Below are 23404 nucleotides of genomic sequence, written 5' to 3' on the forward strand. Positions count from 1 at the left end.
GTTTAGCATTACACCAGCGGAATAGTAATGCGGAAGCAGGCGCCTTCCAAAGATGATGATTCAATTGACAGCACGCCGCCATAGCTATCAACAATTTCATTACAGACGGCGAGGCCGATACCTTGGCCCGCCGATTGTGTATCGGCACGTACACCGCGTTGAATGATTTTTTGTTTAAGCCCTTCTTCAACGCCTAGACCATCATCTTCTACTAAAATCTCAAGTTGCTGTCTATTGGCTCTAGCACTGACTTTTACGGTAGAGATGCATAATCTAAACGCGTTCTCCATGAGATTTCCGACTAATTCCATCAAATCACCTTGTTCTCCCGGGAAGCTCAATTGTTGACTGATGTCGGCGGCAAAGGTGACATTTTTGTCGCGGTATACTTTGAACAACATTTGCGCCAGTTGGTCTACTAATGGCGCTATGTAGGTTGCCTCTTTTTTGAGGCCTTTACGCCCAAGCATGGCGCGTTTAAGTTGATATTTGACCAACTGATCCATCTGGCTAACTTGTTCCATCACTTTTTCACACAGCTCCTTGCGTGACAGCTGTTCATCGTCAGTAATGGCATGCACTGCGGCTAAACGTGTCTTAAGGCTATGGGCCAGATCATTCATCGCATTCTGATAACGTTGTTGTTGTTCACCTGATTGCCTGATCAGTTCGTTAAGCGCCTGAGTAATTCCCTCTAGCTCAATCGGATAACCACCAGACAATGAGCCTGTTTTACCCTGGATAATCGCTTTCAGTTCATTTCGCATTTTGCCTAACGGCTGCATACCCCAGTAGGCGGCACTGACCAGCAGCAGCAACGCGAGCGCGAGTACAAGTGCGAGCCGCAAGTATGTACGTTTGGCAAATTTGGTGGATTCTTGTTCAATTCGCTCAGCATCTTTCAGGACGAGTAAATTGTAATGAATAGAGGCTATGTCGACTGAAAGAAGATAAGCGAAATAGCCGCGCTGATCATTCATATTGAGGTAGTAGGGCGGAATTTCGTCGCGAATTGCATTGAAGCGCTCGCAAATATCAAACAGCCCCCGATCGACTGCTAATGCAGAGGTCCATACCTGTTTAAATCGATCGTCACACGATGCCATGACGTAAGGCTGTTTGGTGCTGTTTTCCTCGAGCCAAGCACTGGTGTCAGGGATTAAATCATGTTCTCTCAACTCGGCGGCAACTTGAGGAATTTCAGCAATCAGCTTCGCTGTTTCTTCGTTGTAAGAGTTTTGTGCATGAAGAATGTTCACCATCCATGCTAAGCCAAAGCCCACTAACGCGATGATTGACAATGATGTCAAAAACATCCGCGTTAATAGGCGCTTTTTGGGTTTGAGGTTTAATTGCATGGAAGATTAAATTTATAGCCTTGGCCACGAATTGTAATGATGGGGTTTTCAATCCCATCGCGAGTGAGCTTTTTACGCAAGCGGCTGACCATTACTTCGATGGTGTTAGGATCGCCTTCTTTGTCACCATAAATCACGTCAAGCAAGCGTTGTTTAGCAACTACTTCATGGTTATGGCGCATTAAGTATTCGAGGATCTGATATTCGAATGCGGTGATATCCATCAACTCACCACTCATGGTGACTTGTTTTGCTGCAAGGTCTAGCGACAATTCACCACTGTTAATCAACGGCTTTACGAACCCCGCACTGCGGCGGACCAAAGCATCTAAACGTGCTACCAGTTCTTCCTTTTGGAACGGCTTGACTAAGTAATCATCCGCTCCTGCATTTAGGCCTTCGACTTTATCCTGCCAATTCACACGTGCGGTGAGGATCAACACTGGGGCTTTCAAATCGGCTTCGCGCAACTGCTTAATTAATGAAATACCATCTTGGTCTGGTAAACCCAAATCGATAATCGCAACATCTATAGGGTAATCCGTCGCTTGATAAAAACCCTCTTTGGCCGTTGCAGCCACCTGCACTTGATTACCAAGCTCACTTAACTGAACTTTTAGGTGGTGTGACAGAAGGGGATCGTCCTCAACAACCAATATTCTCATAATCTTAAAATCCTTATTGCAGCGGCATCAGTGTATTGTGAAATCAGTATGATGCCAATCATGTAAGTGTAATGGCTGATAACTTAACTGCTGCTGACGACCAGTGAGGAAGATGTGCGCGGCATTTTATCAGCAGATAAAATCTCGTGACTGTTCAGCTCTAGCATTTGTTGGTATCGTTAATCCATTAGCTTAAACCTCAGATTGTTGCTTTTTATGAATTTAGGGTGGTGAGTAAGGTTACTGCCGGCCCGCAGATCAGTGAAGTTAGATGGAGCCCCGCCGTGAAAGGACAAATTTTAGAAGAGATGAGAGTATTGCAAACGATTGATCCTGAATTTGAAGTTCAGCGTCGCATTGCATTTCTCAAAACAAAGTTGCTACAAGCAAAATGTCGCGCATTAGTGTTAGGGATCAGTGGTGGTATTGATTCAGGTCTTGCTGGCCGATTGTGTCAGCTGGCGGTGGAGTCGCTGAACCAAGAAACGGGTTCTGATGACTACACCTTTGTTGCTATGCGTTTACCATATTTAGAACAACGCGACGAAGATGAAGCGCAAATGTCACTGGCCTTTATCAAGCCATCACGCATTGTCACAGTAAATGTTCACGATGGGGTAGAAGGTATTCATCATCAAGTGCTTTCAGGGCTTGAAAATGCCGGAATTTTGCAGCCGGATGATGCCAAAGTAGACTTTGTTAAAGGTAACGTAAAAGCCCGAATGAGAATGGTTGCGCAATATGAAGTGGGTGCGATTGTCGGTGGCTTAGTGGTCGGTACCGATCATAGTGCCGAAAATGTGACCGGTTTTTATACCAAATGGGGTGATGGTGCGTGTGACTTAGCACCGTTATTTGGTCTGAATAAACGACAAGTACGTCAACTTGCAGCTTATCTCGGTGCGCCAGAGGTGCTGGTTAATAAAACCCCAACGGCCGACCTTGAGTCAAATCGTCCAGGACTTGAAGACGAAGTCGCATTAGGGCTCACCTACGAGCAGATTGATGATTTCTTAGAGGGTAAAGACGTCCCGGCGGAAGTCGAAGCGCGTGTGATTGCAATTTACAACGCAACCCAACATAAACGCCAATCTATTCCAACAATTTACGATTAATCGTTCTAGTTAAAATCGTCACTGAAATAGCCGTCCGCAATGGGCGGCTTTTTACTGAGCTAAACACTGTCGAAACTCGGTAATAAGTGCATTTGGAAACTGACGATAATCAAAGTAGGGCAGTTGCCATTGCCCATTTGATAAATTTACGATTTTTTCGCCGTTATCCATTATCTGTGGTGAGCGAGCAAACAGCCGGTTAACAATCTCCTTGCCGCTGAACAATTCGATACTTGCGTGTTGGTTTAGGATAGTTTCATCAGCGTAAAAACACACTATCTGCAACAGTTGCTGCTGCAAAAAGCCGCGCCAGTCAGCAAGGTTGGGCGTAAAAATCTTAGCACTGATAACAAAAATTTTGCGCCAATGATTGGAGTTGCTTTCAAGTAGCTGCTGCATTGCGGCTGTTTGTTGCCAATGCCAGTCGGGCGGAATTATCGGCGAATGCGGCAGATAAACACAACAAACAGCTGTCGGATTTCCAATAATCATGAAGGTCTTTTGATTCCCTAATCACATTTATATTCAATGAATTGAATATTTGCATTGTGTCACAGATTCTACATAAAATTAGACAACAATAGGGAATATAGACGCTAACAACTACACTTTGTTTTGGGTGGGTTATTGGTTCACGAACGTTAGCACCGATTTATATGGAGGTAGAATTGGAAAAGAACATTCGATACGGCTTAATGGCCGAAGGGCAAGCGAGTCCTTTGGGTTTCTTTCTAAATGGCTATTACTATGACCAAGCCAAGAAAGGTAGCCGCGCTGAGGGGTATGTTGATGATAGTGGATTTTTCTACCCATCCATCAATACCGCAGATCCTCGCAGTAAAATTCCCACAGCAAAAATTGATGGGTTAACCTTGATTCGATTATGTGATGTTGCAGAGTTTGAGTTGGTACGCTTCGACGCTTAGCCAGGTAACTACTTGGACAACAGCTTAGCGACTTCTGCATCATGCTAGTTTTGGACAAATCGATACAAATAAGGCACCTGACTTGTTAAAAGTGAGGTGCCTTATTGTTGCTGCAGCCGTGATTATCTATCCGGTAAAGTGATGTTTAGCTCAAGTACAGAGAGATTCTCATCATTTTGATCCATTGCCACAGTCACTTGTTCTTCTTCAACATGAACATATTTACGGATCACTTCAATGATTTCCTGTTTCATCAAAGGTAAGTAATCGGGATCGCCACGTTGTGAACGTTGGTGCGCAACAATAATCTGCAAGCGCTCTTTGGCAGTCGCAGCTGTGTTGCTTTTCTTCGAACTTTTGAAATAGTCGAGTAAGGACATAATTTAGCTACCAAATATACGTTTCAGAATACCTTTCTTCTCTTCGCTGATAAAGCGCAGTGGTACATCTTCACCTAACAAACGCGCTACAGCATCAGAGTATGCTTGGCCTGCATCGCTTTGCTGATCAACGATGACAGGAACCCCTGAGTTAGAGGCTTTCAGTACGGATTGAGATTCAGGGATTACGCCAAGCAAAGGAATGGCAAGAATCTCTTGCACGTCTTCAACACTCAACATCTCGCCAGTTTTTACGCGAGTCGGTGAATAACGGGTCAGCAACAAATATTCTCTTACAGGTTCAAGGCTCAATTCCGCGCGACGACTACGACTTTGCAACATACCCAAAATACGGTCAGAATCGCGCACCGAACTGACTTCTGGGTTAGTGGTCACAATGGCTGTATCCGCAAAGTACAATGCCATCATTGCCCCAGTTTCAATACCCGCTGGGGAGTCACACAAAATATAGTCGAAATCTTTACTGAGATCTTCCAACACCTTACCTACGCCTTCTTTGGTCAAGGCGTCTTTATCGCGGGTTTGGGAAGCTGGCAGTACAAACAGTTTGTCACAGCGTTTATCTTTAATCAGCGCTTGATTGAGATTGGCTTCGCCGTTGATAACGTTAACAAAGTCATACACCACACGGCGCTCACAGCCCATGATAAGGTCTAGATTTCGTAAGCCAATATCAAAATCGATAACTACCGTTTTGTGTCCCTTTAGTGCGAGACCGGTGGCAATAGCAGCACTGGACGTCGTTTTACCAACACCGCCTTTACCTGACGTGACCACAATAATTTGCGCCATAAATCCCTATCCTTCGTCTCTGCCTTATGTTGGCAGTGATTCGATTATTAATGATTCACCATCCAGACGAACGCAACCGCCTGAACCGTTAGAATGAGCTTGAATATTGTCTGATAACCAATAGTTACCTGCAATGGAGACCAGTTCGGCTGAGAGCGTACTGGCAATGATGATGGCATTATGATCACCTTGCGCCCCCGCCATAGCTTTACCACGTAATGCTCCATAAATATGGATACTGCCATCGGCGATAACTTCTGCGCCGTTACTTACTGCACCAAAAACAATTAAATCGGCGTCCTTGGCGTAAACCTGCTGCCCTGAGCGCACCGTCTGTTTGACGATTTTGGTGGTACGAGTGGATGCTTTTGCGGCCGTTTTAGTGACCAGCTCTTTACCTGATTTGATGACAGGTAACCCGAGCTCTTGTGCCGTAGCAGCAAGAATGCCTTGAACACCGGTTACGCCTACCACAAATAACTTACGTTGCTGCAACGCATGTTTGAGTGCGGCAATATCGAGATTCTGTTGCTCGACTGCTGAAAGGTTTAATACCAAGGGTGCGTTTTGAAAAAACTGAGGTGCCTGAGCAAGTTTATTATCCAACTCCTGTAATAGGCGTTCGATTTTGTCAGTATTAATATGAAGTACGGACAGTGTGAAAGAAGAACCTTTCAGTTCTAACACGGCTTTGTGCATCCTGGCTAAGTGCTCCGTTATTTGAGTTGTGCACTCATTAGCATACTTTTACATTGGGCAAACATGTTATAATGCAGCCATTGTAGTAGCAAGTTTAAACCACGGGAATTGGTATAGTTATGATCTGTGCCGTGTATAAAAGTCGACGTAAAGCAGAAACCTATCTGTTTATTAAACAAAAGGGCAAGTTTGATGATGTGCCCGCACAATTAATGCAGGTGTTTGGTCAACCAGAATTGGTGATGTTGCTCCCTATTGAAAAGCGTCAGCATCTGGGAATTGCGGATATCAATAAAGTCAAAGCTGCATTAAATGAGCAAGGTTATTATTTGCAATTGCCACCCCCTGCAGTGAATTTACTGAAAGAACATTTACAGTCTCAGGCATCCAACGAATCAGCTGAATGGCTTTTTTAAGGAAATCGCATGTGCAGATGGACTCAATCATGGATATGCAGTGCTGCTTTATTGTTATTGCCTAACATTGTTGTAGCAGAGCAAAATTTTTCAGCGTTCGTTAGCCAATTGGCTGATAAAGCAAAAAACAGCGGCATTGATGCGCAGCAGGTTGAGCAGGTCACAAAGCAAGTAAAGTTATTTAGACGATCTACGCTACCAGTGGCTGAGTCCAGTCCGTCGTTAGATGTGTATATTCCAGCACAAGTGACTGAGCAAAAAGCGCTCACAGCACAGCGTTTTTTTCAGCAATACCAAGCTAAATTCAGCAAAATTTCTCAGCAATACGGGGTTCAGCCACGGTTTATCTTGGCGCAGTGGGCTATGCTAGGCGGGTTTAGTCAGCAAGACGCTGCGACCTATCCGTTAGCTTCGGTTGCCGCCTCCTACGCTTTTGCGGGTGATGAAGCGTTTTCGGTGGAGTTTATTGCTGCGGTGCGCCTCATCATTAATGGTGGCTACTCGTTTGACGAGTTAGTAGCAAGTACTGACGGTAGACTCGGGCCACTAAAATTCAGCGCGAGCATGTTATTGCATTGTGCGGTTGATGGCGATGGTGATGGCAAAATCGATATTTGGCAAAACCCGCTGGATATCTACGCGTCAGCAGCCAATTGTCTGCACGAAGGCGGATGGGACAATTCGCAAACGTGGGGGCGACAAGTATTAGCGCCTAAAGCGTTATACCCTGGGCGAACTGGGCTTGACCATCAAGCTTCATTTATCGAATGGCAACAACTTGGCGTGCGGCGTTACGACTCAGGTAACCTGCCCAAACGTAAAGATATGCAGGTGTCGCTAATTATGCCTGACGGTGTGAAAGGGCGAAAATATATCGTTTACAACAATTACCGAGTGCTTTATCAGCAACATCCCGACCACTATCTGATGTTGGCGATAGCACATCTGTCTGAGCGAATTAAGTCTCTCGGTATCGATTAGTTATTTAGTTAGAAGTAAAACATTCATGAAACCTTTTTGGGAAACCAAATCTTTGGCTGAAATGACTGCTGAAGAGTGGGAACTATTATGTGATGGCTGCGGAAAATGCTGCCTCAATAAGCTTATCGATGATGATACTGAGGAGCTTTATTACACCAATGTGGCGTGTAAGCTGTTGTCAGCTAAGGAATGTGGCTGCATTCACTACGCAAATCGCTTTCAATTTGTGCCGCAATGTACCGCAATTACGATAGATAATATTGCTGAACTTACTTGGTTACCTGACAGTTGTGCCTATCGGCGTTTATATGCGGGGCGGGGATTGGCCAATTGGCATCCACTCATCAGCGGTGACAAGAAACTGATGCACCGTAAAGGAATATCGGTAAAAGGCAAAATCGTGAGTGAAACCAAGGTGCGTGACGTCGAAGACCACATTGTGATTTGGCCTTTGCTCGATGTGGAATAATATCGCGGTAACGAGCTGCAACTGAGTAAAAAGCCTGATGAATTCAGGCTTTTTGCATTTTAGGCTATCTTAGAATCAGACAGCGTTAGCGTCGATTCAATATCGCCGTAAGGAAGATTAAAAGTAGTGCAAGGTAGCCAATAAAAATAACCAACATCCACTGTGCCATGGTGATATTTAAAAAGGTCCAAGGCGTATCAGTACACATACCGGTTGGCATAAATACTGAGGGCAACCAGTCATGTAATGGCATCCAGTGTGGAAAATCTGGCAAAAATGAGCAAGTTGCAAATGGATTTGGATCCGACTGAATTTGGTATAACTCATAGGCGAGCTTTGCGCCCCAGCTCGCACTCACCGCCCATGAAACCGTGGCGAACAACCGGATGAACACTAGCTTAGGGGCAATTAATCCGATAAGGCCAGCAGCGATAATTCCCAGTACGGCGACGCGGATATACACGCACATCACGCACGGGTCTAAATTCATTACATACTGAAAGAAAAGTGCAGTAAGTTCGAGTGCAACGCCGCTCACAAGAAGCATTGTCCAACTGCTGCGAGAGCGAACAAATCCTGAAAACATCTTATTATCTCCATAAAAAAGCGCCCTGACTCGAAGGGCGCTTTTATTGTGACAGCTTATCTTACTGTTAGTTCAGCAATTATGCATTAATGAATAACGCCAGCAGCTGAGTCTAATGCCTCTTTAGCTGAGTGATGCATAATCATGTGGCTGTCGTAGAAGTATTGCGTTGCTGATTCAAGTAAACCTAATTGGATACACAGAATACCGACGATGGTCAGCACGATAGTGTAGGGCAGCGCCATAATCACCATACGACCATATGACAGACGAATGAGCGGAGCTAAGGCTGAGGTCAATAAGAACAGGAACGCGGCTTGACCATTTGGTGTTGCGACAGAAGGCAGGTTGGTGCCTGTGTTAATCGCTACTGCTAACAGGTCGAATTGGTCACGGCTAATTTGGCCATTAATTAATGCAGCCTTCACTTCGTTGATGTACACCGTGCCCACAAACACGTTGTCACTGACCATCGACAGCAAACCGTTGGCAATATAGAAAATCACCAATTGGGTGTTGCCTTCATGCGCTAACGCCCATTGGATCACTGGCGCGAACAGGTGTTGATCAATAATGACCGCCACTACCGCAAAGAATACGGCCAACAGGGCTGTAAATGGCAGCGCCTCTTGGAATGCTTTGCCGATCGCGTGTTCGTCGGTAATACCGTTAATCGAGGTGGTTAAAATGATAACGGTCAAACCAATCAGACCAACTGAGGCTAAATGCAGTGCCAAGCCAACAATTAACCAGATACCCACTAACGCTTGAATAATCAGTTTAACGTTATCTTTATTGGTGCGCGCTGCATCTTCATGTTCGGCGAAGTTCACCAAAATTCTATGCACCGCATCAGGCAATTTTGCGCCATAACCAAAGAGGTGGAATTTTTCTACCAAGATACAGGTCAGGATACCGCACAAGAATACTGGCACGGTAACAGGAGACATACGCAAGGCAAACTCAGCAAACTGCCAATTTGACTGTGCGGCGATGATCAGGTTTTGCGGTTCACCCACCATGGTGCACACGCCGCCTAACGCGGTACCGACGCCAGCATGCATCAGCAAGTTACGCAGGAAACCACGGAAATCTTCCAGCTCTTCGGCGTTAATGCTGCCACCATCATCGTTGTGGTCGTGCTCTTCGCTGAAGTCTTTACCTGAAGCAACTTTATGATAAATAGAATAAAAACCGACTGCTACTGTGATGATTACCGCAATTACGGTTAATGCATCAAGGAAAGCAGATAAGAAAGCCGATGCTAAACAGAACATTAATGAAACCGCTAATTTAGAGCGGATTTTGGTAATGATCTTAGTAAATGCAAATAGCAGCAGCTGTTTCATGAAATAGATACCAGCCACCATAAAAATCAACAGCAATAACACTTCTAAGTTTGCTTCGATTTCATGTAACACTTGAGAAGGACTGGTCATGCCAATGATAACGGCTTCGATCGCCAGAATGCCGCCCGGTTGTAGCGGATAGCATTTCAACGCCATAGCTAACGTAAAAATGAACTCTGCGACCAGTAACCAACCCGCGATAAATGGATTGATGTTGAAAATGATGGGATTGATGATCAGAAAGCTGAGAATTGCCAGTTTGTACCACTTGGGTGAGTTCCCAAGAAAGTTGCTAATAAAAGCCTGACCGAGTGATATCGGCATGTTTCCTCTCCAAAAATTTGTTTTAGATCGTATTTAAGTGCTTATAATTTTTAAAATCGCCTCAGTCTAACGCAATTGTCTTTACACTGTCATCGTGATCTCACGTTTATAGATTAAAAACCGGAATTGCTACTCAAAAATGAGATAAACAGGATTGAAATGTGGGAAATAGTGTGCAAGGCAGCGCTCTCTACTGCTTGTAATGCTGTGATTTCAAGTGGTTCCTATTTTTTTTTCCTCTGGTATGATCAGTGCCCAAACTCAATGACTTTGTTGGAAAATCAGGCTGATGATCATTAATGCCAAAGGGCCTGCAAGTTTCGCAGAAAAATATATTGTTCGCTCGATTTGGGAAAATAAGTTCCCACCAGGCTCAATTTTGCCCGCAGAACGTGAATTGTCTGAGCTAATTGGCGTTACTCGCACAACCTTGAGGGAAGTGCTGCAGCGCTTAGCCCGTGACGGATGGTTGACAATTCAGCATGGTAAGCCAACTCGGGTAAACAATTTCTGGGAAACTTCCGGTCTCAATATTCTTGAAACCATTGCGGATCTAAATCCGAACGGTTTTCCACAACTGGTAGACCAGTTGTTGTCGGCGCGTACCAATATCAGTGCTATCTATTTTCGTGGTGCTTTGCGTAATAGCCCACAGGTTGCTGTAGAAGTGTTGGCCGATATCCATCAATTACAAGACGATGCAGACGCGTTTGCTGAGTTTGATTATAAGCTGCACCACACCTTGGCGTTTTCCTCTGGTAACCCATTGTATGTGTTGATTTTGAATGGATTCAAAGGGCTTTATGCAAAGGTTGGGCGCTACTATTTCAGTAGCGAAGAAGCACGCCATTTGGCAATGGGCTTCTATCGTGAATTAGAAATTCTGGCGAAGCGTGGTGATTACACCGAAGTGCCCGCGTTGATGCGAACTTACGGCAAAGACAGCGGCATTATGTGGCAAAAGCTACGTGATGACATGCCGTTGGAAATGGCGCAAGACAATCAGTAATGTTTAAGTCTTCTCGTAAAAAAGACCGCTAAAAAGCGGTCTTTTCTTTAGTGGTATCCACCAGATTATTGCTCCTTACTCGGTTCAGGGCACTGTGCAATGACTTTGATTGATCCATCGTCAGCTTGTTGTTCCAGTGTGACCTTAAAACCCCAGAGGCGATACAGATGTTTAATCACTTCGTTACGACTATTGGCAAGCGGTACACCTTTGCTTGGGACATAACGCAATGTCAGTGATCGGTCGCCATTAACGTCAACATTATAAATTTGAATGTTGGGTTCGTTGATTGACAGATTATATTGCGATGACAGTATCTGGCGGATCTCCCGATAGCCCTGTTCATCATGAATAGCTGAGATGCTGAGATGATCTTTGCTCTCGTCATCCAGTACACCGAATAACTTAAACTTACGGATCATGGTCGGGGATAAATACTGACTGATAAAACTTTCATCCTTAAAGTTTTGCATCGCGAAATGGAGAGTGTCCAACCAATTACTTCCGGCAATCTCTGGGAACCAATAGCGATCCTCTTCGGTGGGTTCTTCGCAGATCCTACGGATATCACAGAACATATTAAAGCCGAGCGCATAAGGATTGATGCCGCTGTAATAGGGGCTGTTGTACGCGGGTTGCATTACCACATTGGTGTGGCTTTGCAAAAACTCCAACATAAAGCGGTCAGTTAGCAGCCCTTCATCATAAAGATGATTCAGAATGGTGTAGTGCCAAAAGGTGGCCCAGCCTTCATTCATCACTTGTGTTTGTCGTTGCGGATAAAAGTATTGGCCGAGTTTACGTACGATTCGGACCACTTCCCGTTGCCACGGCTCCAGCAGTGGCGCGTTTTTCTCAATAAAATAGAGGATGTTTTCCTGTGGCTCAGATGGAAAACGTTTACGTTGCCGTTCTGCTTCAGGGGTGGATTTGGTTGGAATCGTGCGCCACAAATCGTTGACCTGAGATTGCAAATACTCCTCACGCTCTTTTTGCCGCGCTTGCTCTTCTGCAAACGATATTTCACTGGGGCGTTTATAACGGTCAACGCCATAGTTCATTAATGCATGGCATGAGTCGATGACGGTTTCAACCTCGCTCGCACCATATTTTTGCTCACATTGACTGATGTAGTTTTTGGCAAACACCAGATAATCAATAATTGAGCTGGCATCGGTCCACGTTTTAAAGAGGTAGTTGCTCTTAAAAAAACTGTTATGGCCGTAACAGGCATGCGCCATCACCAACGCTTGCATGGTAATGGTGTTTTCCTCCATCAAATAAGCGATACAGGGATCAGAGTTAATCACAATCTCATAGGCCAATCCCATTTGGCCACGTTTATAGCCTTGCTCAGTTTCAATAAAACGTTTACCAAAAGACCAGTGAGTGTAGCCAATAGGCATACCTACGCTGGCATAGGCATCCATCATCTGTTCAGCTGTGATGATTTCAATTTGGTTTGGGTAATAGTCCAACCGATAGTGATCGGCAACGCGCGCTATCTCTTTTTCATATTCTTCTAACAGCTCAAAGGTCCATTCTGGCCCATCGCTTAATGGTTGACGTTTTTTTGCTTTCGCCATAGTACTTCCCCTTAAACGGCCTGCTTTTTGAAAAGCTCGCGGAACACTGGATAGATATCTTCCACTTGGCGAATGTTACGCACCGCCATATTGTCGAACTTTTCAGTCAACTGCTCGTACTCACGCCATAGCGTTTGATGAGGTCGATTAGTGATCTCAATGTAGGAGTAGTAGCGCACCATGGGCAGGATCTGCTTTTCAAGAATTTGATGACACAAAGGTGAATCATCGGCCCAGTTGTCGCCATCCGATGCCTGCGCCACATAGATGTTCCACTCATCCGCGGGATAGCGAGCTTGTTGCACCTCATGCATCAGCTTTAATGCGCTCGATACAATGGTGCCACCGGTTTCTTGCGAGTAGAAAAACTCGTGTTCATCCACCTCTTTGGCTTGGGTGTGATGCCGAATATAAACCACTTCAAGATTTTTGTAGGTACGGGTTAAGAATAAGTAAAGCAGGATATAAAAGCGCTTGGCCATATCCTTGGTGGCTTGATCCATTGAGCCGGACACATCCATCAAGCAAAACATTACGGCTTGGCTGGTGGGAATCTCTCGCTTAGCAAAGTTGTTAAAGCGTAGGTCAAAGGTGTCGATAAACGGCACTTTGGCGATTTTGCGTTTTAACGCATCAATCTCTTCTTGCAGCGCAAGAATTCTATCGGCACTCGCGCCTGCGGTGTTTTGCAGCTGCACCAACTCCTCTTCTAAAGCGCGAAGTTTGCGTTTTTTATCTGCGGTCATGGCGGTACGGCGCGCTAATGATGAACGCAGAGAACGCACAATGTTGATATTGGCGGGCACACCATCGTTGGTAAAACCCGCTCGATAGGTTTCATACTCAACCAGTTTGTTGAGCCGATTGCGCTGCAAATTGGGCAACTCCAAGTCTTCAAACAGTAGCTCTAAATATTCATCTTTAGATATTTGAAATACAAAGTCGTCTTGGCCGTCGCCGCTGTTTGATGCATCGCCTTGACCGCTACCACCTGAACCACCTGCTGGTGGACGCTCTATCTGATCGCCGCGGCTAAATTGATCATTGCCTGGATGGATCCGCTCACGAACGCCACCTTGGCCTTGATGAAATACTGGCTCACTGATATCCCGCGTCGGAATACCAATTTTTTCGCCCTTATCTATGTCAGTCACACTGCGACGTGTCACTGCATCGCTAACGGCCTTTTTGATTTGTTGTTTGTAGCGGTTAATGAACCGCTGGCGGTTGACCGTACTCTTTCCTTTGGCATTCAACCGTCTGTCGATAAAGTTCGCCATACGCACCTCCCAAAGCAAACAGTGGGTTCGGAAATCAATGCCGAACCCAACAGGGACTACGAGGATTTCCTGACTCGCAGGTACCATTCAGACAGCAGGCGAACCTGTTTCTTGGTATAGCCTTTTTCCATCATTCGATTGACGAAGTCGTCGTGTTTGCGTTGATCTTCAGTCGATGTCTTCGTATTGAACGAAATTACCGGCAGCAGATCTTCGGTGTTGGAGAACATTTTTTTCTCGATCACAGTGCGCAATTTTTCGTAGCTGGTCCAGGTTGGATTGTTGCCATCATTGTTGGCTCTAGCACGCAATACGAAGTTCACGATTTCATTACGGAAATCTTTGGGGTTACTAATACCTGCAGGCTTTTCAATTTTTTCCAACTCAGCATTCAGTGCTGCGCGGTCAAACAATTGGCCTGTTTCTGGGTCGCGATACTCTTGGTCTTGGATCCAAAAGTCTGCATAGGTAACGTAACGGTCAAAGATGTTTTGGCCATATTCCGAGTAGCTTTCTAAGTAGGCGGTTTGGATCTCTTTACCGATAAACTCGATATATTTAGGGATCAGATAGCCCTTCAGATGTTCCAGATAGCGGTCGGCCACATCCGTTGGGAACTGCTCTTGTTCAATCTGCTTTTCAAGTACATAGAATAGGTGGACTGGGTTTGCCGCAATCTCTGTGCGATCAAAGTTAAATACTCGCGACAAAATTTTGAATGCAAAGCGGGTGGATAACCCCTCCATGCCTTCGTCGACACCTGCGTAATCGCGATACTCTTGATAGGATTTGGCTTTAGGATCTGTGTCCTTCAAGCTTTCGCCATCGTAAACGCGCATTTTTGAATATACCGATGAGTTATCGGGGTTTTTAATCCGCGATAGCACACTAAATTGCGCTAAGGTTTCGATGGTGCCAGGAGCACATGGTGCTTTGGCAAGTTCAGAATTACTAATGAGTTTTTCGTAAATCTTCACTTCTTCAGACACCCGCAAACAATAAGGCACTTTGACGATATATACCCGGTCAAGGAAAGCCTCGTTGTTTTTGTTGTTGCGGAAGGTACTCCACTCTGATTCGTTTGAGTGTGCCAGAATGATACCTGAGTAGGGCAGTGCAGATAGCCCTTCAGTACCATTGTAATTACCTTCTTGAGTCGCCGTCAGTAGTGGATGCAGCACCTTAATCGGCGCTTTAAACATCTCCACAAATTCCATCAAGCCTTGGTTAGCCAAACAGAGTGCGCCTGAGTATGAATAGGCATCGGCGTCGTTTTGGGCGAAGTGCTCCAATTTGCGAATGTCTACTTTACCCACCAATGAGGAGATATCTTGGTTGTTTTCATCGCCAGGCTCGGTTTTGGCCACGGCGATTTGGTCGAGTACCGATGGAAATACTTTAACCACTTTAAATTTGGAGATGTCACCGCCAAATTCATGCAGTCTTTTGATTGCCCAAGGTGACATGATGGTTTTTAAGTAACGCAGCGGGATTTGGTATTCCTGCTCTAATAATTTGCCGTCTTCATCAGGATCAAACAGACAAAACGGATGGTCATTGACGGGACTGCGTTCACCATCTGCACTCAAAATATAGATAGGCACTTTTTGCACCAGTGCTTTTAGCTTTTCAGCTAATGATGACTTACCACCACCCACGGGGCCCAGCAGGTATAAAATCTGCTTAGATTCTTCGAGTCCCTGCGCGGAATGCTTCAGATAGGACACTATCTGTTCAATCGCTTCTTCCATGCCGAAGAAGTCTTTAAATGCAGGATAACGCGCTATTACTCGATTAGAAAAAATACGGCTCAGCACTGGGCTTTTGGAGGTGTCGATGATTTCAGGCTCTCCAATAGCGATAAGCAGTCTTTCGGCTGCGGATGCGTAAGCGGTGCGGTCTTTTTTGCAAATGTCGAGAAACTCTTGAAGTGTATATTGTTCTTCAAGTTTCTTTTCATAGCGTTGCTGGTAATGCTCAAATATACCCATCTTAAACCCCCTAAAACGCCTAGCTTATCTTTGGAAGGAAACTCATTTTTGTAGTGACCTACACTTAATCTTAGACACTATTTTGTGGGCAATGTCAAAAAAATGTAGAAAAAACAATAGGAAATAGTTGCATTGGCAACAGTTGCAATTGAGAGGATTGCAATGGTGAGATGAAATTTGTGGCGTTGGTAGCCGGCAGCAAGGCATTAAAAAAGGAGCCATTTAGGCTCCTTTATCAAACGCAGTGATTGCTGAGATTAAGCGAAGTTTGCGTTTACGAAATCCCAGTTTACCAGTTCCCAGAAGTGTGCAAGGTAGTTAGGACGTGCGTTACGGTAATCGATGTAGTAAGCATGTTCCCACACGTCAACAGTCAGCAGTGGGGTCACGTCGTCAGTCAGTGGACAACCTGCGTTGGAGGTGTTGTGCAGTGCGATAGAACCGTCTGCTTTTTTCACCAGCCAAGTCCAACCTGAACCAAAGTTGCCTACAGCACTCTTAGTGAACTCTTCTTTGAATGCTTCAAAAGAACCGAAAGTTGTGTTGATTGCGTCTGCAATAGCACCTGTTGCAGCACCGCCAGCGTTAGGCGCTAGGCAGTTCCAGTAGAAGGTGTGGTTCCATACTTGCGCTGCGTTGTTAAATACGCCGCCAGTTGAAGCTTTGATGATCTCTTCCAGAGATTTACCTTCGAACTCTGAACCTTCAACCAGCTTATTAAGGTTTACCACATAAGTGTTGTGGTGTTTACCGTAGTGGTATTCGATGGTTTCTTTAGAAATGTGTGGTTCCAGAGCGTCTTGTGCATAAGGTAATGCAGGTAATTCGAAAGCCATTTTTATCTCTCCATTGACTTGGTTATTCGGGTTTAATGTTGCTCACTGGCATCTATTGTACTGACAAATTGTGTGATGTGCATCATTGTTTGTGTTTAAATTACTGTTGTATCACGGTAAAAATATCGATTAATCAGATTAGTTTAGTCGATTAAAGACCATATAAAAGGTGTGTTTTTGTTGTGGGTGCGACTGACGTACAATATAGTCAAGTCATGTTGTCGACGATGATAATTCAGGAAATCAAATGGAAACTGTAGACAAAATCAAGCAGCAGATCGCTGAAAACCCAATTATTGTGTATATGAAGGGTTCCCCTAAATTGCCAAGCTGTGGTTTTTCATCGCAGGTGGCGCAGATCATGATTAACATGGGTGAGCAGTTTGCTTATGTTGATATTCTGCAACATCCTGACATCCGAGCTGAACTGCCTAAATATGCAAATTGGCCAACATTTCCACAATTGTGGGTTGAGGGTGAATTAATTGGTGGTTGTGACATCGTTACTGAAATGTATCAGAAGGGTGAATTACAAACGCTGATCAAAGAAACTGCTGCTAAATATAAGAAAGACGACGAATAATTTTTTAATTTCGCACAAAAGGAGCCTAAACCGGCTCCTTTTTTTTCACATTTTTTTAGCCAGTAAATGAAATCTTTCGATAACAAAATAACCATTAATTCAGTATTAATTAATGCAATCCGCCAAACAATCAATATGAATGAAATGTAAAAAAGATCGTGAAAATTCGTTATGGTGGAGAAAGTTTTGGCTGGATGTAAAATTAAATCTTGTATTAACAGTTGGTTACAGCAAAATCTGATGCGTTGTTACTGATGTTTTATTGATCGCAAATACATTTCTTTAGATTAATTTACACTATTTTACAAAATGATTTTTGCTACGTAATGGTTAAATAAATAACAAAGATTAACAGCTAAAAAAGACCAAAAAATTTAAATTGCTGGTGATTAATTCACCTTGTGAGTTATTTAATCATCGTTTTGTTCCCAATGTGGAACCGTAAAAAAACAAGATTATAACAAATAATAAACTCATTGTGGGTAATGTAAAAAAATGTCGCTAATTGACGTGAGGCGTGAGTAACGACAGTATCATCCCCGAACCGAAATTTGGTTTGAATAAATATTAAATTTCATGCGAACAAGCGTGAAAACACAAATGAAGTCGGGAGTTTTGGATGCTTAAAGTAAGTAAGCTGTCTTCTGCAGTTAAGTGGTCTTTGTTTGCCGCTATTGCAACTGGCAGTGTATCTACAGTGTCTGCATACGCTGCAGATGGTGATAAAGTTGAACGTATCGAAGTTACTGGTAGCCGTATTCAACGCCAAGATATGGAATCTGCATCGCCAGTGACCTCTATCAGTGCTGAAGCTATCTCTGCACAAGGTTACACCTCTGTTGATCAGCTATTGCAAGAACAAACTTCAATGGCCGGTGCCGCATTAGGTGCTACCTCTAACAACGGTTCAGGCGGTACTGCACAGGTTGACCTGCGTGGTATGGGCGCACAACGTACACTGGTACTGTTGAACGGTCGTCGTATGGTGAGTTCAGGTACTGGTGCGGATAGCGCTGTTGACTTGACTACTATTCCTGTTGCCATGATCCAACGTGTAGAAATCCTGAAAGACGGTGCATCTGCAGTATACGGCTCTGACGCGATTGCGGGTGTGGTAAACATCATCACTAAGAAAGACTTCGATGGTTTCCAACTGGATGCTAAGTCTTCTACCACTGACCGTGGTGATGGCCAAACTTATGAAATGAGCGGCCTGTACGGTTTCAACACCGACAATGGTGGCAACTACACTATCGGTGCTGCTTTCTCTAAGCGTAATGGCGTAATTCAAGGCGACCGCGCTTGGGTTGAGCCAGGTGCAAGCTCATTTATCCCTGAAGGTACTTTGGGCGGTATGCGTGCTGCAGCTGATGGTACTTGGTATGCACGTGACTACGGTTACGACTACACCCAAGACAGCTATTTCCAAACACCTTCTAAGCGCTACAGCGTCTTTGCCAACATGACCCAAGAACTGGGTAATGATTTGGTGCTGTCTGGCGAGCTGCTGTACACCAAGCGTAAGTCTAACCAGCAAATGGCTGCACAGCCTGCAAACTTGGATTTGGCTGTATGTACTGACACCCTGACCAGCAACTGTATCACTTTGGACTCAGCAATGACTGCTGCTGGTATCGAAGCTGAAAATGGCCTGGTGAACTATCGTCGTCGTACTAACGAAGTGGGTCCGCGTATCTACTCTCAAGATACCGACACTTACCGTGCGTCAGTTGATCTGCAAGGCTATGCAAATATCGGTAACGGTATGAGCTGGGATGTGTCTTACACCTATGGTAAGAACGAAGCAACCAGTGGCACTGCTAACTCAATCAATGCAACTTGGATGTCTAACGCAATTTATGCAAACCAAGATGCATATTTCTATGGCGCTGGCATTCCTGCTGAAGATATCGACGCTATCAGCTACATGGAAACCAACAAAGGTGGCAACGAACAACACGACGTTCAAGCTAACCTGAGTGGCGATCTGTTTGAAGTAAGCGGCGGCGCAGTAAGCTTTGCTATCGGTGCTGAATACCGTTACGAAGAAGGTTTCTTCAACCCTGATCCAATCATCGTTGCTGGTGAAAGTACTGCGGCACAGCAAGACCCTACTAAAGGTCACTATGACGTAATCTCTTTCTACCAAGAAGTGAGCGTACCGTTCACAGAAAAACTGACCGGTGACTTCGCGTTCCGTTACGACGAATACAGCACCTTCGGTAAAGCAACTACTTGGAAAGTGGGTCTGACTTATCGTGTGATCGATGATCTGATGCTGCGTGGTGTTGCTGCAACGGGATTCCGTGCACCTAACGTAAGTGAACTGTTTGGTGGTAACTCTGGTTCATTCGATTATTTGGATGACCCATGGGGTCGCGAACAAGATTCTCAAATTCTGGTAAACCGCACTTCAGATCCTGATCTGCAACCAGAAGAGTCAGAGTCTTTCACTGCTGGTTTGGTTTACTCTCCAAGCTTCTTGGATGGTTTCTCAACCACTATCGACTACTGGAAATTTAACATCACTGGCGCGATTACTCGTGTAGACGTACAAGACCGTCTGGACGCTTGTCATGCTGGTAACGCGGATGCGTGTGCTGTTATCAACGTAACTTCAGATGGCGACTTGACCAATCTGACTGCTGCGTTGACCAACGTAGGTACAGTGAAAACTAGCGGTGTTGATATCAACGTGGCGTACAAGTTTGAAGCACTGGGTCTGGACTGGGCAATCAACAACGACGCTACTTACCTGATCGGTTACGAGCAAGATGGTATCAGCTACGAAGGTTCTGTAGACGGTAACTTCGGTGCATACGCTAAATGGCGTAACAACTTCAGCATCACTGCATCACAAGATGACTGGAGCGTAATGTACTACAACCGTTTCATAGATAGCATGACTGACCTTGGCTTGAACGATGGTACCAAAGCTGACTCAATCATCTACCACAACATCGTGGCCACTTATCACTTCACTGACGCGCTCAGCTTGTCAGCAGGTGTTAAGAACTTCACTGATGAAGACCCATCATGGGTATCTAACGGTAGCGACGGCGGTACTTCTCCAGAAGTATACGACGTAGTTGGCCGTCAGATTTACGGTAACGTAAGCTACAAGTTCTAATTTAATTCGTTAAATTGAACCCATAAAAATCCCCGGCTTGCCGGGGATTTTTGTTTTCAAAGATGAAATATGTAAGCTTTGAAAGGATTAACCCAATCCTTGTGTTGCTGACTTCATCTGGATCAATTCGATTTTATAACCATCAGGATCTTCCACAAAGGCGATTTCTGTGGTGCCACCGGCGACTGGACCAGGGGCCCGTACCACTTTACCGCCAGCGGCTGCAATGGCTTCACAACGAGCATAAATATCGGCTTCACCAATCGCAATATGACCAAAAGCATTACCCATGTCGTACTGCTCTGTGCCCCAGTTATAGGTGAGTTCAATCACCGCAGCACCAGAACTTTCTTCGCCATAGCCAACAAACGCTAAACTGTATTTGTACTGTGGATTTTCTGACTGGCGTAACAACTTCATCCCCATCACTTGGGTATAAAATTCAATGCTCTTTTCTAAGTTGCCTACGCGGATCATGGTGTGTAGTACTTGCGACATTACGAGATTAACTCCTTAAGTTTACCTAACCGCCATTGAAAGAAGAGGGCGGTGCACAGAGACTGATGATGAGGCTTTTGTTCCCTATCGCATTTGACAATAAAAGCATGCTTTGTGGGTCACAAAAATTACATCGCGTCGTTGAATTTAAATAGTGGTGATTAATAATGATTTCAAACCTAACCTAGCGACAAGCAGGAGACAAGTATGTCATCAGAAATGAAATTGGCTTTAGGCACCACAGCAGGTATCGCACTGGTATTTATCGTGATGATTATTCAAATCTTCTGATCAAGCCAAGTAAAGAAAAATCCGCCTTCTTTGTTATATAGTAACTAAAAGGGCGGATTTTTTTTGGTGGCCTATCACCTTACTCTTCTGGATAGACCTTCTGTTTGTACTCACAAAGATCTTCAATAATACAGCTGCCACAGCGTGGTTTACGGGCAATACAGGTATAACGCCCGTGCAGTATGAGCCAATGGTGTACATCGACTTTAAATTCCGCAGGTACCACTTTTAGCAGCTTGTTTTCTACCTCAACAACATCTTTACCGGAAGCAAACTTAGTACGATTAGATACTCGGAAAATATGCGTATCAACCGCGATCGTTGGCCAGCCAAAGCATAACTATGATAGATTATGACTATGTTATAAAATAACAAGCCATTAAAAAACCAAGGGTACTCTATGCCAGCCAAACCGTTACTCTATACTTACATCCGATTTTCGACACAAGAACAGGCCAAAGGACATTCGATAGAGAGGCAACTCGATTACATAAACCGAGTTGCAAAGGAAAAAGGACTGGAGATTGATGACGCGCTTACAATGAAAGATTTCGGATTAAGTGCCTACCATGAAACGAATATTAAACGGGGAGCGTTAGGACAGTTTTTAAATGCGATTGATGAAGGCAAAGTACCAGCTGGCTCTGTTCTGGTTGTCGAAAGCATAGACCGCATTTCTCGTGCTAATCCATACCAAAGCCTGAAAACTATGATAGATATTATCAATGCGGGCATTACTGTTATTACTGCTATGGACCGCAAGGAATATAACTTAGAGAATATTACCAAAGAAATATTTCATTTAACTACTATGATCACTGAATTAGCTCGTGCTAATAATGAAAGTGAGGTTAAGTCTAAACGTGCAAAAGAAGCAATACTCAGTAAAATTAAATCGTGGGAAGCTGGAGAACGCGGTTTCAAGATCGGAGCTGGAAAGGCACCGATGTGGTTAGTTTGGGATAATGAAGAAAAAAAGTATGTTTTCAATCCCAGAAAAAAGCAAGTTATGCTCCGTAAAATTGAATTATTTAAACTTGGTCATGGTGGTCAAAAGATTGCTGATTTGCTTGAGCTAGAGTTTGGTGAAAAAATAACTCATAAAACAGGAGCAAATATTTACAGTGAAGTTAGACGTCCTTCTTTAATTGGTGAGCTGCACATGGAAAATGGAGGGAAAAAATATGTATTAAAAGAATATTATCCTCCATTAATAACACGATACGAATATTATGAACTGCTCTCGTTTGCAGCGAAGCGAACCGCAGTAAAATCGGGTCAAAAATTTGTAGGTATTATCTCGGGTATCGATATTTTTAAATGTAGTTCTTGTGGTAAGTCAGTAGGCTCACATGTTATTTATCGTAAAAAATTACTTCAGGATGTAACTGGCGGTCATAAAAGATATGGATGTGTTGAGGCAAGACGAAATAATAATTGTGAAATGAAGGCAACTGTTCAAATAGACTTTGTTGAAAATGCAGTTGTTAGATTTTGTCAAGATCGAGTTAATTTACGTAGAATACTTCTAAAAACACGAGATCAAAGTGAAATTATTGAGCAGGTTAAGTTGTTAAATGAAGAGAAAATAATGATTCAAGATAAGATTGAATTATTAGTTGAGTCATTAACTCACTACTCACAGAAAGCTCCTACTTCTGTATTGAACAAGATTTCTGAATTAGAATCAGAATTAGAGCTTGTAGCTAATAAAATAATTGATTCAGAATGTGAATTAGACATGATCAACCAAACTCAAAAGGATACTGTGAGTGAACGATGGGCTTCTCTTACAAAAAATTTATCAACTATGCCAGTTGATGAAAGATTAAATTTAAGGCAATTAGTTGGTGATACCTTTAAGAATATCTGGCTTAAAACATATGATAAAAATGCTGAAAAACAATTTGGAATAAATTTACTGGTCCAAGAACGTCTTTTTAATGGTTCTCATAATAATTTTTTTGATTTAATTCTAGAATTTCATAACGGTTATAAGAGAATGTTGAGAATAGACTCAAAGTCTGGTGATTTAATTTCCGGCTTCGATTTTACTTCAAATGATTAAAATTATAAACCCCTTTGATTTTACGAATTTTTCGTTCGGAGAAAGAATTGG

At 43.9% G+C, this 23404-nt stretch carries 22 protein-coding genes and 1 pseudogene; 9 read left to right on the plus strand and 14 right to left on the minus strand.

Annotated elements, in window-relative coordinates:
- Nucleotides 1–8: 8 nt before the first annotated feature.
- The gene (locus JYB87_RS07805; protein WP_207356300.1) at nt 9–1358 is read right to left on the minus strand and encodes an ATP-binding protein; all 1350 of its coding nucleotides are present in this window, start codon (nt 1356–1358) and stop codon (nt 9–11) included.
- The gene (locus JYB87_RS07810) at nt 1349–2023 is read right to left on the minus strand and encodes a response regulator (RefSeq protein ID WP_207356301.1); all 675 of its coding nucleotides are present in this window, start codon (nt 2021–2023) and stop codon (nt 1349–1351) included. The genes JYB87_RS07805 and JYB87_RS07810 overlap by 10 nt, the downstream gene beginning before the upstream one ends.
- Before the next feature lie 284 nt (nt 2024–2307).
- On the opposite strand from JYB87_RS07810, the gene nadE reads away from it, so the two are divergent.
- On the plus strand, nt 2308–3138 hold the full coding sequence (nadE, locus tag JYB87_RS07815; protein ID WP_207356302.1) for an ammonia-dependent NAD(+) synthetase: 831 nt from the start codon (nt 2308–2310) through the stop codon (nt 3136–3138).
- Between the two features lie 51 nt (nt 3139–3189).
- Here nadE and JYB87_RS07820 read toward each other — a convergent pair whose 3' ends face one another.
- Complete coding sequence (locus tag JYB87_RS07820; RefSeq protein WP_207356303.1) at nt 3190–3630, minus strand: DUF6942 family protein; 441 nt, start codon at nt 3628–3630, stop codon at nt 3190–3192.
- 176 nt (nt 3631–3806) lie between these two features.
- On the opposite strand from JYB87_RS07820, the gene JYB87_RS07825 reads away from it, so the two are divergent.
- Entirely contained in the window at nt 3807–4064 is a 258-nt protein-coding gene (locus JYB87_RS07825) for a hypothetical protein (RefSeq protein WP_207356304.1), read from the plus strand.
- Nucleotides 4065–4186: 122 nt separating this feature from the next.
- Here the strand turns inward: JYB87_RS07825 and minE are convergent, their stop codons facing one another.
- From minE to minC, 3 genes are read right to left on the minus strand one after another with little or no spacing between them, the layout of a single operon-like run.
- Nucleotides 4187–4444: a cell division topological specificity factor MinE gene (minE, locus tag JYB87_RS07830; RefSeq protein WP_207356305.1), complete on the minus strand. Its 258-nt coding sequence runs from the start codon at nt 4442–4444 to the stop codon at nt 4187–4189.
- A gap of 3 nt (nt 4445–4447) precedes the next feature.
- Nucleotides 4448–5257 carry a septum site-determining protein MinD gene (minD, locus tag JYB87_RS07835; RefSeq protein WP_207356306.1) on the minus strand — a complete coding sequence of 270 codons (810 nt, stop codon included), beginning with the start codon at nt 5255–5257 and terminating at the stop codon, nt 4448–4450.
- Between the two features lie 24 nt (nt 5258–5281).
- Complete coding sequence (gene minC, locus JYB87_RS07840) at nt 5282–5956, minus strand: septum site-determining protein MinC (protein WP_207356307.1); 675 nt, start codon at nt 5954–5956, stop codon at nt 5282–5284.
- A 119-nt stretch (nt 5957–6075) separates the two neighbouring features.
- Between minC and JYB87_RS07845 the strand changes: the two genes are divergently transcribed.
- From JYB87_RS07845 to JYB87_RS07855, 3 genes are read left to right on the plus strand one after another with little or no spacing between them, the layout of a single operon-like run.
- Nucleotides 6076–6372, plus strand: a complete 297-nt coding sequence (locus tag JYB87_RS07845; protein ID WP_207356308.1) for a YcgL domain-containing protein — start codon at nt 6076–6078, stop codon at nt 6370–6372.
- A gap of 9 nt (nt 6373–6381) precedes the next feature.
- Nucleotides 6382–7353: a lytic murein transglycosylase gene (locus tag JYB87_RS07850; RefSeq protein WP_207356309.1), complete on the plus strand. Its 972-nt coding sequence runs from the start codon at nt 6382–6384 to the stop codon at nt 7351–7353.
- A gap of 25 nt (nt 7354–7378) precedes the next feature.
- Complete coding sequence (locus JYB87_RS07855) at nt 7379–7822, plus strand: YcgN family cysteine cluster protein (protein ID WP_207356310.1); 444 nt, start codon at nt 7379–7381, stop codon at nt 7820–7822.
- 85 nt (nt 7823–7907) lie between these two features.
- Here JYB87_RS07855 and dsbB read toward each other — a convergent pair whose 3' ends face one another.
- Both dsbB and nhaB read right to left on the minus strand, forming a co-directional pair.
- The gene (gene dsbB / locus JYB87_RS07860; RefSeq protein ID WP_207356311.1) at nt 7908–8408 is read right to left on the minus strand and encodes a disulfide bond formation protein DsbB; all 501 of its coding nucleotides are present in this window, start codon (nt 8406–8408) and stop codon (nt 7908–7910) included.
- A gap of 86 nt (nt 8409–8494) precedes the next feature.
- A complete protein-coding gene (nhaB, locus tag JYB87_RS07865; protein WP_207356312.1) occupies nt 8495–10081 on the minus strand; it encodes a sodium/proton antiporter NhaB in 1587 nt (528 codons plus the stop codon).
- A gap of 289 nt (nt 10082–10370) precedes the next feature.
- On the opposite strand from nhaB, the gene fadR reads away from it, so the two are divergent.
- Entirely contained in the window at nt 10371–11090 is a 720-nt protein-coding gene (gene fadR / locus JYB87_RS07870; protein WP_207356313.1) for a fatty acid metabolism transcriptional regulator FadR, read from the plus strand.
- Nucleotides 11091–11155: 65 nt separating this feature from the next.
- Here the strand turns inward: fadR and JYB87_RS07875 are convergent, their stop codons facing one another.
- The 4 genes from JYB87_RS07875 to sodB all read right to left on the minus strand — a co-directional run bounded on the left by JYB87_RS07875 (nt 11156) and on the right by sodB (nt 16783).
- Entirely contained in the window at nt 11156–12676 is a 1521-nt protein-coding gene (locus JYB87_RS07875) for a SpoVR family protein (protein WP_207356314.1), read from the minus strand.
- A gap of 11 nt (nt 12677–12687) precedes the next feature.
- Nucleotides 12688–13956, minus strand: a complete 1269-nt coding sequence (locus JYB87_RS07880) for a YeaH/YhbH family protein (RefSeq protein ID WP_207356315.1) — start codon at nt 13954–13956, stop codon at nt 12688–12690.
- Nucleotides 13957–14012: 56 nt separating this feature from the next.
- Nucleotides 14013–15947 (minus strand): PrkA family serine protein kinase, encoded by a 1935-nt coding sequence (locus JYB87_RS07885; RefSeq protein WP_207356316.1) that lies wholly within the window; start codon nt 15945–15947, stop codon nt 14013–14015.
- A 257-nt stretch (nt 15948–16204) separates the two neighbouring features.
- Nucleotides 16205–16783, minus strand: a complete 579-nt coding sequence (gene sodB / locus JYB87_RS07890) for a superoxide dismutase [Fe] (RefSeq protein ID WP_207356317.1) — start codon at nt 16781–16783, stop codon at nt 16205–16207.
- Nucleotides 16784–17030: 247 nt separating this feature from the next.
- Here sodB and JYB87_RS07895 point away from each other — a divergent pair, with 247 nt between their 5' ends.
- Both JYB87_RS07895 and JYB87_RS07900 read left to right on the plus strand, forming a co-directional pair.
- Entirely contained in the window at nt 17031–17366 is a 336-nt protein-coding gene (locus JYB87_RS07895) for a Grx4 family monothiol glutaredoxin (RefSeq protein ID WP_207356318.1), read from the plus strand.
- 619 nt (nt 17367–17985) lie between these two features.
- A complete protein-coding gene (locus JYB87_RS07900; protein WP_207356319.1) occupies nt 17986–20496 on the plus strand; it encodes a TonB-dependent receptor plug domain-containing protein in 2511 nt (836 codons plus the stop codon).
- Nucleotides 20497–20583: 87 nt separating this feature from the next.
- On the opposite strand, the gene gloA is transcribed toward JYB87_RS07900, so the two are convergent.
- A complete protein-coding gene (gene gloA, locus JYB87_RS07905) occupies nt 20584–20994 on the minus strand; it encodes a lactoylglutathione lyase (RefSeq protein WP_207356320.1) in 411 nt (136 codons plus the stop codon).
- 370 nt (nt 20995–21364) lie between these two features.
- Nucleotides 21365–21619: pseudogene (locus JYB87_RS07910) on the minus strand (endonuclease III); the annotation flags it as partial.
- A gap of 66 nt (nt 21620–21685) precedes the next feature.
- Here JYB87_RS07910 and JYB87_RS07915 point away from each other — a divergent pair.
- Nucleotides 21686–23353, plus strand: coding sequence for a recombinase family protein (locus JYB87_RS07915; protein ID WP_207356321.1), 1668 nt, complete (start codon nt 21686–21688; stop codon nt 23351–23353).
- Nucleotides 23354–23404: the final 51 nt, after the last annotated feature.

Source organism: Shewanella avicenniae (assembly GCF_017354945.1).
Classification (GTDB): domain Bacteria; phylum Pseudomonadota; class Gammaproteobacteria; order Enterobacterales; family Shewanellaceae; genus Shewanella; species Shewanella avicenniae.